Consider the following 12,210-nt stretch of genomic DNA (forward strand, 5'->3'; position numbering starts at 1 on the left):
CTTAGGCCTCGAGAATCTCGTCTTCGTCCGCCTCGGGGACGGCAATCGAGCCGTCGAGAACGGTCACGCCGCGGCCGCCGACCTGCACGCCGTCCGCGAGTCGAACGCGGACCAGTCCCGGCCGGTCGACGTAGTGGCCCTGCTCGAGGCGGAGTTCGTCGGGCAGATCGCCGTCGAACGCGCCGAAACGATCGAGGTACGCGCCGACGGCCCCACTTGCGGTGCCCGTGACGGGATCTTCCGGAACCCCGGCGCCCGGCGCGAACATCCGGCCGTGGAGCGTCGAGTTGCCCTCGAGCGCGTCGAACGTAAAGAGGTAGACACCGGTCGCGTCGACGGCGTCGGTCAACTCCTCGATCGCGTGCATATCCGGCTCGGCGCTTCCCACGTCCGAGAGGTACGTGATCGGGACGATCAGGAACGGCAGGCCGGTCGAGGAGACGGCCAGCGGGAGGTCGGCGCTCGCGCCCTCGAGCGCGGCTCGATCGACGCCCAAGGCATCGGCGACGCGGTCGTAGTCGACGTCGACTTCGCGGATCGTCGGCTCGTCCTGTGTCATCCAGACCGTGCCGTCTTCCTCGACTTCGATCTCGAGGACGCCGACGTTCGTCTCGAGCGCGGTCGTTCCGGGCTCGAGGCCCTCGTCGCGGAGGTGGGCGAAGCTACCGATCGTCGCGTGGCCACAGAGGTCGACCTCCTGGGTGGGCGTGAAATAGCGAATTCGGCGGTCGGCTGCGTCGCTCGAGCGCAGAAACGCCGTCTCGCTGACGGCCATCTCGCCGGCGATCGCCTGCATCTGGTCGGTCGTCAGTCCGTCCGCGTTCGGGACGACGCCTGCCGGGTTCCCGGTCAGCGGTTCGTCGGTGAAGGCGTCGACCTGTACGACCCGAATCGTTTCCATACGACGTGGATCGGACGACCGGCGTATCAATCCTCGGTCCCGCGGTCGTCCGACGCCGTCACAGTTCGTCGATCCAGTTCGCGAGATCGTCGACGACTCCCTCGGCCACGTTGTTCCGAACGGTGTAAGCGAACTCCACCGACGCCCCCTCGCCCGGCATGAACAGGTGATCGAGGTCGCCGTACGTGTCGAACGCGACGTCAGACCCCTCGCCGAGTTCGGAGCGCCAGCGCTCGAGGTCGTCCGCGACGGAGACCTGAAAGTCCCGCTCGCCCTGCAGGAAGTACGCCGGTACATCGAGCCCCGCTGCGGTTTCGAGGTGATCGTACGCCGCCAGGCTGTCCCAGAACGCGCCGGGGTAGCCGAGGAGCGTCTCCGTCGGCTCGTAGTCGCCCGACCGAACGCGCTCGATCTGGCCGGTCCACCGATCGTGGATGTTCGCCAGATCGTCCCACTCGAGGGAGCCGACCGACACCTTGTGTTCGAGTTGCTCGAGGGTCAGGTCGTGGTACGGCCGGGCCGGCGCGGCCAGCCCGACGACCCCGGCGAGCGACCCGTCTCGAGCGGCGATCCGCGGTGCCGCCCGGCCGCCGAGACCGTGTCCGACGACGACGATCCGGTCGGCGGCGACGCCCTCGACGTTCCGAAGCCGTTCGACGGCGACGAGTGCGTCGTCGACGATGACGCGGTCGAGGGTATACGAGTCGGGTTTGACCTCGCAGGCCGGGATGCGCTTATCGTAACGCAGGACCGCGATCCCTTTCGAGGTGAGCCCTTCGGCCAGGTCTTTGAACGCTTTCGTGCCACCGCGGTCGTTGTTTCTGGTCCCTGCACCGGCGTCGTGGACGAGGACGACACCGGGAGCGTTTCCCGAGTCGGATTCGGGTGTCGTGACGGTTCCCGGCAGCGAACAGTCCGCAACCGAGAGCGTCACGTCCCGCTCAGTGATGGCGTTCGGTTCGACGTACGACGGACGCACGTAGCCGTCGACGATCCCGCAGTCGAGAAGCCGGGACTTCCCGTCGGCGATCACGCGAAAATCGTGGTCGCCGCGCTCGAACGACAGCGTCAGATCGACTGCCGTCCGGTTGGATTTGGTCCGCGTTTCCGTGTCGACGACCTCCGCGAACGAGCCGCTGACTGCGCCGTACGCCATCCAGAGCCGCTCGAGTCGGGCGGGGTCACCGCGCTTCCCTCGTTCGCGCTCGACGAACCGCTTACTGGCCCGCTCGAAGTTCTCGTTCGCGATGTCGTCGATCAGCGCCGTTGCGACGTCGGTGGGGGCGGTCGGTCCGTCGTCGCTCGTCTGTTCTGCGAGCAGGTCGGAACAGCCGGCCACTGCTGACGCCGTCGCCGTCGATACTGCCGCGAGTACGGTCCGTCGTCGGGGTGCCATCGTTGTCGGACCCTCCACGGTGTGTCGGATAAGTACGAGGTCGATTCTCTGTGACTGTATTCGACTTTGATATGCGAAGCCGGCGGCCGGCGTCACGCACCGACGGCCGACGGTCGTGGACGGCGTTCAATCGTCGCCCGTTTCCTCGAGCGGATCGGCGTGGTCGGCCATCGTCGGCAGTTCGCCCGACGCGTGGGTGCCCACGGGCGGCCGGTTGACCTCGGCAGCGGGCGAGTTCTCGAGATCGGCTCCCCCGTCGTCCTCGAGGGACTCCATCTCGCCGGCTTCCCGCGCATCCTGGTCGATCCGCATCGAACAGAACTCCGCGCCACACATCGAGCAGAATCGCGCTTCCTTGTAGTTGTCTCCGGGAAGGGTCTGATCGTGGAACGACCGGGCGCGCTCGGGGTCGAGCGCGAGGCGGAACTGTTCCCGCCAGTCGAAGTCGTAGCGCGCCTCCGACAGGGCGTCGTCCCAGTCGCGTGCGCCGGGCCGTTCGTTCGCTACGTCGCCGGCGTGGGCGGCGATCCGGTAGGCCGCGAGGCCGTCCCGGACGTCCTCCTCCTCGGGGAGGCCGAGGTGTTCCTTCGGAGTGACGTAACACAGCATCGCGGCCCCCGCTTGCGCCGCCATCGCCGCGCCGATGGCGCTCGTGATGTGATCGTAGCCCGGCGCGACGTCGGTCACGAGCGGCCCGAGGACGTAGAAGGGCGCGCCGTCGCAGACCTCCTGCTGGCGCTCGACGTTCTCCGCGACCTTGTGCATCGGGACGTGGCCCGGTCCCTCGACCATCACCTGAACGCCGTGGTCCCAGCCGATCCGTGTTAGTTCGCCCAGCGTGTCGAGTTCGGCGTACTGGGCTTCGTCGCAGGCGTCTGCCAGACAGCCCGGTCGCAGGCTGTCCCCGAGACTGAACGTCACGTCGTGCTCGACGAATATCTCACTGATCTCGTGAAAGAGCTGATACAGCGGGTTCTGTTCGCCGTGTTCCTCCATCCACTTCGCCACGATCGACCCGCCTCGAGAAACGATCCCCGTCTTTCGGCCGTCGGTCAGCGGCAGGTGCTCGGCGAGGATCCCCGCGTGGATCGTCATGTAGTCGACGCCCTGCTCGGCCTGTTTCTCGACGACCTCGAGCAGCAGGTCTTTCGTGATATCCTCGGGACTACCCGCCCGTTTGACCGCCTCGTACAGCGGCACCGTCCCGATCGGCACCGGCGAGTGCTCGACGTGTGCCTCCCGGATCTCGTCCAGATCGCTCCCCGTTCCCAGATCCATCACCGTGTCCGCGCCGTAGTGGACCGCGGTGTGGAGCTTCTCGAGTTCCGTCTCGAGGTCGCTCGTGGTTTCGCTGTTGCCGATGTTGGCGTTGACCTTCGTCGCGAACTCCCGACCGATGATCATCGGATCGAGCGCGTCGTGGTTGCGGTTCGCCGGGATCACGGCTTGCCCTTCGGCGACCTGCTCGCGGACGAAGGCCGGATCGCGGTTCTCTCGTTCGGCGATGCGTTCCATTTCGGCCGTGATCGTTCCGTCTCGAGCGGCCTGTAGCTGGGTTTGCGCCATCGATAACTAGGTTATACCACTGGATCATAAATAGCTATCTCCGACCTCGAGACGGGCCCGGTCTCTCTCGACGAGCGCCGTGTATCGTGGAACGCACCCGCTCGAGCGTCACTCGGTCGCCGATAGCGGTTGGCGAACAGCGCTCGACGGGTCGTCCGACTCAGCCTCGAACCGATGACAGTGTCGTTAGCATTGGAAATATATGGCCTTGAACCTCATACAAATTTACAATAGTTTCATTTGCCGCGGCCGAGCCGTTACTCTGTATGGTATCCAGTAACAGGCGGAGGGTGCTGAAAGCGGCGAGTGGGATCGGTATCGGTGCGTTAGCTGGCTGTCTCGGCGGTGGTGGCGGTGACGGTGGTGCGACGTCGCTGAGCGTCGGCATTCCCAGCGCGAGCACGACGACCGGCGCGGCGAGCAACTCGTTCCAGCGAGTCGTCAAAAACCAGTCGGGCGACACCGAACCTGCCGGCGAGATTCGCTGGCAGAACCAGGAGACCGGTGGGGACCCGCCGAGTCTGCGCCAGTTCTCACAAGGGAACGTTCAGGCGCTGTCCGCCGGCAACTTCATCGTTGCCTCGGCCCAGGAGGATCTCCCGCCGTTCCAGGAGCGACCGCTGGACACGCTCCCGAACCAGATGTTCTCGATCACGCCGCTGCACATGCACATCCTCTCGGTGCAGGGATCGGGCGTCCAGACGAGCGACGACCTCGTCGGCAGTAACTTCTGGCCGCTGCCGCCCCAGTGGGGACTGCGCCAGCAGGCCGAGACCGTGCTCTCGAACGCCGGGCTCTGGAGCGAACTCCAGGACTCCGACTCGATCGTCGACGCCGGAACCGGCGACGTGGCCGGCCTCATCGAGGAGGGCAACATCGACGCGATGATGGGCTACGGTGCCGGCTTCACCAACCTCGCCGGCTGGGCGACCGAGGTCGACGCCCGCGCCGACCTCCAGCTCGTCGAGTTCTCCGACAGCCTCGTCGAAGCCGCGAACAACACCCGCGGGACGAGTCACAGCGAGATCGATACCTACGGCTGGGAACAGCAGAGCTTCGACGCCAACCAGATGGACGTCTACGGCGCCGACTTCCAGTTCTGGCTCGGCAGCGGCGTCTCCCGCGACGTCGGCTACGAACTCGCGCGGATCAGCAACGAACACACCGAGTCGATCCAGGAGGGGCAGCCGGCGTATCTCGACCACAGCGACCCCGAGAACATGGCCTCGCTGTACCTCGAGGACGTCCCGGTCCATCCGGGCCCCTACGACTTCCTCGAGGAGCAAGGCGTCGATATGAGTGCCTACACGCGCGGCGGCGAATAGAGCGCGCCCATGAGCGAGACCCAGAGCGAACCGGCCGTCTGGTCGCCGCTGGATCTCCGTCGGGAGCACCTGCTGAACAACCTCGTCGTCCTCGTCGCTCTGCTCTTCTGGGGACGCGTCCTGCTGTACGCGCTCAACCAGGAGGTGCCGCGGGCGAAGTACGGGGCCGTCTTCCTCGCCGGCGGCGTCCTCATCTACGTCCTCGACGAAATCAGAGGGCTCGAGCGCGGTCAGTGGCTCGAGCGCCTCGGGCTGTGGGCGTGTGCGATCATCGGCGTCGCCGTGCCGGCCTACGTCTGGCTGCACTACGACGTGCTCGAGACCCAGCGGATCGGCTACGCCCTGGGCTACGAGTACGCCATCGGCGGTCTGTTCGCGATCGTCGTCCTCTATCTGACCTACCGGGCGTTCGGGGCGGCCTTCGCGGGCGTCGTGATCGCTTCGATCCTGTACGCCTTCTACGGTAACCAGATCACGGGGCTGCTGGGCCACGGCGGCATCGGTATCAGGCAGATCATCAACGTCCTGACGATGGAGTTCGACGGCTTCTTCGGCTCGATCACCCAGATCGTCGCCGCCTGGGTCGCGCTGTTCCTGCTGTACGCGGGGCTTATGCGCGGCTACGGGGCCTTCCAGCTCATCATGCGCCTGTCCTTTCGCACTGCGAAGTTTCTCCGATCGGGAGTCGCCCAGTCGGCGGTGATCTCGAGCCTGATCGTGGGGTCGATCAACGGGGCGCAGACGGCCAACGCGGCGATGACCGGCTCGTTCACCATTCCGCTGATGAAGGAAAGCGGGATGAAAGCGGACTCGGCCGGCGGCATCGAGGCGGTCGCCTCGTCTGGCGGGCAGATCATGCCCCCCGTGATGGGCGCGGCCGCGTTCGTCATGGCCTCGCTCATCCCGGGGATCGGCTACGTCGACGTGCTCATCGCCGGGATCATCCCGGCGCTGGTGTTCTACATCTCCGTCGCCATCGGCGTCCACTACATGTCGATCAAGCAGCTCCCCGAGGGCGGCGTCGACCTCGAGCAGCGTATCGAGGACCTCGAGGAGGGGTATCACCCGGTAATCGAGGCGATCCGCTTCGGCGTTCCATTCGCCGTGTTGTTGTACACGCTGGGGATCGCCCAGTGGACGGTCATCAGTTCCGCGCTGTACACCTGCGCGGCGATGGTCCTGACCGGTGCCGGGCTCCCCATCGTGCTGAGCGTCGTCGACGACGATGAGGGCGTGGGCGAAACCACGCTCGACGCGCTGAAGAACACGATCTCGGGGTTCAAGTTCGGTGCGGTCACGCTGGCACCGATCGCGATCATCATCGCGGCGGTCAACGGGATCGTCGATCTGTTGAACGCGACCGGCCTCCCCGGCAAGCTCTCGCTGGCGCTGGTGGGCGTCGCCGGCGGCGTGTTGCTGTTCACGGCCATCCTCTCGATGGTCGTCTGTCTCGTTCTGGGACTGGGAATGCCGACGGTGGCGGCGTACACGATCGTCGCCCTGCTGATCGCACCGACGCTGACCGGCGAGTTCGCCATCCCCGCCCTCGCCGCGCACTTCTTCGTGTTCTACGCGGCGATCCTCTCGGGGATCACGCCGCCGATCGCCATCGCGGTGGTGGTGACGACCGGCATCGCCGAGTCGAACTTCTGGAAGACCGCCCTCGAGGCGCTGAAGCTCGGCTTGCCGCTGTTCGTGCTGCCGTTCACGTTCATCTACAATCCCGAGATCGTGACCGGCGGCTTCGATCTGGCGACGGCCGGTTCGGGACTGATCGTCCTACTGGGTGCGGTCGCGATCACCCACGGGCTCAACTGCGCGCCCCAGCCCTTCGGCATTCCGTCGCCGCTGAGTTACAGTGCGCGCGTGGCGTACGTCGCGCTGGGCGTCTTCGCGATGGTGTGGCCGGCGACGATGTTCCGGGTCGGCGCCGTCGCGCTCGCGCTCGTCCTCATCGCGCTTCAGACGCAGGTGACCCGCGACACCGGCTTCGGCCCCGTCGCCGAGGGCGAGTGAACCGTTTCAGCCAACTTAAGGGGACCGCGCTCGAGACACCGTGTAGGTGGCCATCAGATGTCCGACCTACCGGACGATTTCGACTGCACGATAACTAACTGGGAGTACATTTACGGCCTGTGCCGGGACGTAGCCGACGACGTACGCGCCGACGAGTTCGAACCGGACGTCGTCGTCGCGCTCGCACGCGGCGGCTGGTTCGCGGGCCGCTGTCTCTGTGACTTCCTCGGTATGGACGACCTGACGAGTCTGAAGATGGAACACTACGTCGGCACCGCCGAGAAGTCCGGCGAGCCGACCGTCCGCTATCCGATGCCCGAGGGCAGCGTGGAGGACAAGGACGTCCTCATCATCGACGACATCGCCGACACCGGCGGCTCGATCAAGCGCGCCTACGAGTACGTCGACGACCGCGACGCCGGCGAGGTCCGCACCGCGACCCTCCAGTTGCTCGACACCAGCGAGTTCCGGCCCGACTACGTCGGCGAACGGCTCGAGGAGTGGACCTGGGTCGTCTACCCGTGGAACTTCATCGAGGACATGATCGATCTCGTCTCGAGCGCCATGGAGAAGGCCGATCAGGAGACGTTCACGGACGACGAGATCCGCCACTTCCTCACCGAACACCACGGCATCGAGCGCATCGAGATGGAGATCGCCCAGCCCGACCGACTCCCCGAAGTCCTCGCCGAAATGGAGCGACGCGAGGTGCTCGAGGCGGCCGGGACCGACGAGTGGGCGCTCGCGGGCGAGTAGCGCTCGCCGTCCGACTCGTCGATCGCTTCTCGTCCGCCCGCCGTTGTCGATCAGCGCGATGTCAATCAGACAAAGTATTTACGGGACGGCTGTGACCCCTGTCACCGTATGAAGCGAATCCTCTCGAGCCTCGGAATCGGTTCGGCGACGGTCGATACGGTCCTCCCGACCACCCTCACGGCGGGCGAATCCGTCGACGCGCGCGTCGACGTCACCGGCGGCAACGACACACAGGAGGTCGACGGCATCTACTTCGCGCTGGCGACGCGCTACGAGACCGACGAGAGCCGCGGAGCCGCGAAGATCGAGACGTACGACCTCGCAGACTCGTTCACGATCGAACCCGACGAGGAGCGGTCGTTCACAGTCACTATCGACGTCCCGTACCACACCCCCGTCACGCACGGGCGAACGAACGTCTGGCTCGACACCGGCCTCGACATCGACTGGGCGGTCGACCCGGACGACCGCGATCCAATCGAGATCGAGCCGGATCCGCTCCGCGAGTCGCTGTTCGACGCCCTCGAGTCGCTCGGCTTCACGCTTCGAACGGCCAAGTGCGAAGCCACGGAGTCGCTGTTCGCGAACCGTCGCTTCGTCCAGGAACTCGAGTTCGTCCCTCGATCCGGTCCCTTCGCGGGCGACCTCGACGAACTCGAGGTCGTCACGCTGCCCGAGGGTGATGGCTTCGACCTGCTGCTCGAGGTCGATCGCAGCGGCGGCCTGCTGGCCGAACACTTCGACGCCGACGAGCGCTACGATCGCGTCTCGCTCCAGCCGGGCGACGAGGCCGACCTCGAGCGTCGGCTTCGAGCGGCGATCGAGCGGAACCTCTGAGCGGGAGTTCACCTCGACTTGCCACTCGCGGCGGTCGCCGACCGCCGTTACTCCGCGACCGACTCCGACTCGGTCGCCTCGGCCGTTCCCTCGCTCGGTCTCGAGCCATCCCTGCTGTCGCCGACAATCGACCCCTTCCACGTGCCTCGCGTGAACCACGCGGCGGCCGCGAGGGCGCCCGCGACATCGCCGACGACGACGCCCGTCCAGACGCCGGTCGGCCCCCAGTCAGCGACGAAGACGAGCGCGTAGGTGACGGGCACGCGGACGATCCAGAGCCCGAGCACGGCGAACGCGAGCGCCGTCTTCGTGTTGCCCGCTCCGCGGAACGCTCCCTGAACGACCTGCAAGACGCCCATGAATGCGAAGCCGACCGCGGCGAAGCGGAGGTAGGTCGCGCCGTAGTCGATCGTCGCCGCCTTCCCCGCCGCGTCGGCCGTAACGAACACGGAGACGAACGGCTCTGGGAACAGCGCGGCGACCGCGCCCGCCGAGAACATGATCGCTGCGATCGCACCCGCGGCGAGCCGGACCGCCCTCGCCGCCCGGTCCGGCTTGCCCGCACCCAGGTTCTGTCCGACGATCGTGTCCGTCGCCTGTCCCAATCCGAGGGCGGGGAGAAACGCGAGCGAAATCAACCGGTTGCCCAGCCCGTAGGCCGCGACCACCGCCGGCGGGAACGTCACGACCATCGCCGTCATCGCGACCAGCGCCAGGGCCGTCATCGACTGCTCGAGCGCCGACGGCGTTCCCAGCCGCGTGATCTTCGCGACGTACTCCCGTCGCGGCCGGAGGTGCGCGGCCCGGATGTCCGGGCCCACGTCAGTGTAGTAGAGGATATAGACGCCGATCAGCGTCGCGAGCCCCCGTGAGATGAGCGTCGCGACGGCGGCTCCCTCGACCTCGAGGCGGGGGAACGGACCGACGCCGAAGATGAACAGCGGGTCGAGCGCGAGGTTGAGCACGACGCTGACGAGCATCACCCGCATCGGCGCACGCGTGGTGCCGTAGCCTCGCATGAGTGCGACGAAGACGTAGAAGCCGAAGAGGAAGGGGAGCCCGAGAAAGAAGATCCGGAGATAGCCCGCTGCGAGCGGGATGATCTCGGCACCCGTCTCGGCGTCGGCGGGGAGGGCGGCCAGCATCGGTCCGGTCGCGACGAAGCCGAGCGCGCCGAGGGCGGCGGCCACCAGCGAGACGAACGACAGCGTCTGGCCGGCGATCAGCCCCGCGTCGCCGCTTCTCGCGCCGGTGTGCTGGGCGATCAGGATCGCGCCGGCCGTCGTGAACCCGCCGCCGATCGCGATCAGCAAGAAGAGGAGCGGAAAAGCGAGGCTCACCGCTCCCACCGCGTCGGGGGAGAGCGCGCCCAGCCAGAACGTGTCGCCGACGTTGTAGGCGACCTGCAGGAGCTGGATGACCACCAGCGGCCACGCCAGCCGGAGCATCGGACGGACGAGCGGGCCGTCGGTGAGCCCGCCGTCCGATCCCTCGCGCACTGCCATACCCGAACAGTCACGACGGTGCTACTTGGGCGCTCCTGAGCCGTGATAGCGACGGCCACCGTCTCCCTCGAGCCGAGAACCGGAGCTTTAGGGGACTGGTCGACGCACCTCCCCGCATGACCATCGGCGTCATCGGCGGGAGCGGAATGTACGAGGCGCTGCCGCTCGAGAACACGCGCAAAGAGGAGGTCTCGACGCCCTACGGCGATCCGAGCGAAGCGATCACGATCGGCGAACTCGGCGGACGGGAGGTCGCGTTCCTCCCGCGCCACGGCGAAGATCATCGACACCCGCCGGGCGACGCGCCCTACCGGGCGAACCTCTACGCGCTGAAATCGGTCGGCGTCGACCGCGTCATCGCCACGAACGCGGTCGGAAGTCTGCGCGAGGACCTGCCCCCGCGAACGCTGGTCGTTCCCGACCAGATATTCGACCGGACGAAACACCGCTCGCCGACGTTCTTCGGCGACGGGATGGTCGTCCACATGGGCTTCGCGGAGCCGTACTGTCCGGCGTTGGCCGCTCACTTGGCCGAATCGGCCCGCGAAGCGACCGACGACGACACCGGGGTCGAGGAGGACGGCACCTACGTCTGCATCGAGGGCCCGCAGTTCTCGACGAAGGCGGAAAGCGAGTTCTACCGCTCACAGGGCTGGGACATCGTCGGGATGACCGCGATTCCGGAGGCCAAACTCGCCCGCGAGGCCGAACTCAGCTACGCCACCGTCGCCGGCGTCACCGACTACGACGTCTGGAAGGAAGACAGCGAAGTCTCCCTCGAGGAGGTCCTCGAAAACGCCGCGGCCAACGAGGACGCCATCAACGCGGTCGTCGAACACGCGATCAGAACGATGCCCGACGATTTCGAGAGCGAGGCCTGGTCCGCCCTCGAGGGGACGATCAACACCCCCACGGAGGCGATCACCGAGGAGACCCGCGAGCGCGTCGACCTGCTGGCCGGCGAGTATCTGGACTGATCACTCGAAGGCGCGTTTGAGCTCGATCGCCGTCGTCTCGTCGGTGGGTTCGACGCGCCGTGCTGCCTCGAGTTGTGGCGTGTCGGGATCCGTGAGGGTCGCTGTCCCCCCCCCGCTGGCGCGTCCGATCTCGGAGTCGATCGCCGCTCGGAGTCGGGTTCTGCCTCCGATTCCGTCGTCCGATCCGAGGCCGCCGTTGCAGTCCGGTCCGGCGCCGGTTCCGGCTCCGGGGTGGGATCGTCGCGCGTGTCGATGCCGTCCTCGAGCGGCCCGCAGTCGACACAGAAGTCGTTGTGTCCCCACTCGAGGGTGTGCAGCGGCACGCCGAGCACGACGAACTGTTTGGCGTACCGGCGATGCGTTCCGGATTCGGCTGGCGTTCCGCAGCGGACGCACTGGCGGCCCTCGGCGTCGAACGGCTCTTCCTCGTACCGGTACTCGATCCCGAACGTGTGGGCCGGATAGAGCGGAAGCCGATTCGCGAGGTGGAGACCGACGAGGACCAGCAGGACGAGGAGCGCCGAGAGCCACATCGCGGTCGCCGGCGCGGTGACGAACAGCGGCCCGCCCAGCGCTGCTGCCAGCAGGGCGATCGGAAGCAGTTTCCGAAGCAGCGCGAACGCCTCGACCCGGGTGCGAAAGAGCGCGTCGTCCGGTCTGGGCATTACCCGACGTTTCGCCGGTGCGGGCTAAACGCTTGTGGGCGCTCGAGTCGATCTGTCTGGAGAGACACCGTCACTTCGACTACGGTATCCTCGAAAGCCCTCGACCGTCTCGATTCCCGTGACTCGCTGCGCGCTTCGGCCACTTCGAGGCCTCCAGTGCTCGCTTCGTCGGGGTTCGCCGAGACGGCCTCGCCCTTTCAGTCCGCCAGGATCTGTTTCGGCCCTGCCTTTCCCCGAGTCGCACGGCTTCGCACGCTATCGCGCGA

General features: G+C 66.9%; 10 protein-coding genes. 5 read left to right on the forward strand and 5 right to left on the reverse strand.

Annotation, left to right across the window (positions count from 1 at the left end):
• Window position 1: 1 nt before the first annotated feature.
• The 3 genes from NDO75_RS02835 to thiC all read right to left on the reverse strand — a co-directional run bounded on the left by NDO75_RS02835 (window position 2) and on the right by thiC (window position 3,863).
• On the reverse strand, window positions 2-901 hold the full coding sequence (locus tag NDO75_RS02835; RefSeq protein WP_310904590.1) for a PhzF family phenazine biosynthesis protein: 900 nt from the start codon (window positions 899-901) through the stop codon (window positions 2-4).
• 58 nt (window positions 902-959) lie between these two features.
• Window positions 960-2,297: an alpha/beta hydrolase gene (locus NDO75_RS02840; RefSeq protein ID WP_310904591.1), complete on the reverse strand. Its 1,338-nt coding sequence runs from the start codon at window positions 2,295-2,297 to the stop codon at window positions 960-962.
• A gap of 126 nt (window positions 2,298-2,423) precedes the next feature.
• Window positions 2,424-3,863, reverse strand: coding sequence for a phosphomethylpyrimidine synthase ThiC (gene thiC / locus NDO75_RS02845; protein WP_310904592.1), 1,440 nt, complete (start codon window positions 3,861-3,863; stop codon window positions 2,424-2,426).
• A 266-nt stretch (window positions 3,864-4,129) separates the two neighbouring features.
• Here thiC and NDO75_RS02850 point away from each other — a divergent pair, with 266 nt between their 5' ends.
• From NDO75_RS02850 to NDO75_RS02865, 4 genes are all read left to right on the forward strand, one after another.
• The gene (locus NDO75_RS02850; protein ID WP_310904593.1) at window positions 4,130-5,188 is read left to right on the forward strand and encodes a TAXI family TRAP transporter solute-binding subunit; all 1,059 of its coding nucleotides are present in this window, start codon (window positions 4,130-4,132) and stop codon (window positions 5,186-5,188) included.
• Between the two features lie 9 nt (window positions 5,189-5,197).
• Window positions 5,198-7,204: a TRAP transporter fused permease subunit gene (locus tag NDO75_RS02855; RefSeq protein ID WP_310904594.1), complete on the forward strand. Its 2,007-nt coding sequence runs from the start codon at window positions 5,198-5,200 to the stop codon at window positions 7,202-7,204.
• A 57-nt stretch (window positions 7,205-7,261) separates the two neighbouring features.
• Window positions 7,262-7,960, forward strand: a complete 699-nt coding sequence (locus tag NDO75_RS02860; RefSeq protein ID WP_310904595.1) for a phosphoribosyltransferase — start codon at window positions 7,262-7,264, stop codon at window positions 7,958-7,960.
• Between the two features lie 108 nt (window positions 7,961-8,068).
• Window positions 8,069-8,797: a sporulation protein gene (locus tag NDO75_RS02865; RefSeq protein ID WP_310904596.1), complete on the forward strand. Its 729-nt coding sequence runs from the start codon at window positions 8,069-8,071 to the stop codon at window positions 8,795-8,797.
• Window positions 8,798-8,844: 47 nt separating this feature from the next.
• Here NDO75_RS02865 and NDO75_RS02870 read toward each other — a convergent pair whose 3' ends face one another.
• Window positions 8,845-10,302 (reverse strand): MATE family efflux transporter, encoded by a 1,458-nt coding sequence (locus NDO75_RS02870; protein WP_310904597.1) that lies wholly within the window; start codon window positions 10,300-10,302, stop codon window positions 8,845-8,847.
• A 116-nt stretch (window positions 10,303-10,418) separates the two neighbouring features.
• Here NDO75_RS02870 and mtnP point away from each other — a divergent pair, with 116 nt between their 5' ends.
• Complete coding sequence (mtnP, locus tag NDO75_RS02875) at window positions 10,419-11,279, forward strand: S-methyl-5'-thioadenosine phosphorylase (RefSeq protein WP_310904598.1); 861 nt, start codon at window positions 10,419-10,421, stop codon at window positions 11,277-11,279.
• Here mtnP and NDO75_RS02880 read toward each other — a convergent pair whose 3' ends face one another.
• Window positions 11,280-11,582 carry a hypothetical protein gene (locus NDO75_RS02880; protein ID WP_310904599.1) on the reverse strand — a complete coding sequence of 101 codons (303 nt, stop codon included), beginning with the start codon at window positions 11,580-11,582 and terminating at the stop codon, window positions 11,280-11,282.
• Window positions 11,583-12,210: the final 628 nt, after the last annotated feature.

This window comes from Natrinema sp. 1APR25-10V2 (assembly GCF_031626495.1).
GTDB lineage: Archaea > Halobacteriota > Halobacteria > Halobacteriales > Natrialbaceae > Natrinema.

Coding starts and splice junctions, on each gene's coding strand:
- mtnP (WP_310904598.1), top strand. CDS start 10,419: ATGACCATCGGCGTCATCGGCGGGAGCGGAATGTACGAGGCGCTGCCG.
- NDO75_RS02840 (WP_310904591.1), bottom strand. CDS start 2,297: ATGGCACCCCGACGACGGACCGTACTCGCGGCAGTATCGACGGCGACG.
- NDO75_RS02855 (WP_310904594.1), top strand. CDS start 5,198: ATGAGCGAGACCCAGAGCGAACCGGCCGTCTGGTCGCCGCTGGATCTC.
- thiC (WP_310904592.1), bottom strand. CDS start 3,863: ATGGCGCAAACCCAGCTACAGGCCGCTCGAGACGGAACGATCACGGCC.
- NDO75_RS02860 (WP_310904595.1), top strand. CDS start 7,262: ATGTCCGACCTACCGGACGATTTCGACTGCACGATAACTAACTGGGAG.
- NDO75_RS02850 (WP_310904593.1), top strand. CDS start 4,130: ATGGTATCCAGTAACAGGCGGAGGGTGCTGAAAGCGGCGAGTGGGATC.
- NDO75_RS02870 (WP_310904597.1), bottom strand. CDS start 10,302: ATGGCAGTGCGCGAGGGATCGGACGGCGGGCTCACCGACGGCCCGCTC.
- NDO75_RS02865 (WP_310904596.1), top strand. CDS start 8,069: ATGAAGCGAATCCTCTCGAGCCTCGGAATCGGTTCGGCGACGGTCGAT.
- NDO75_RS02835 (WP_310904590.1), bottom strand. CDS start 901: ATGGAAACGATTCGGGTCGTACAGGTCGACGCCTTCACCGACGAACCG.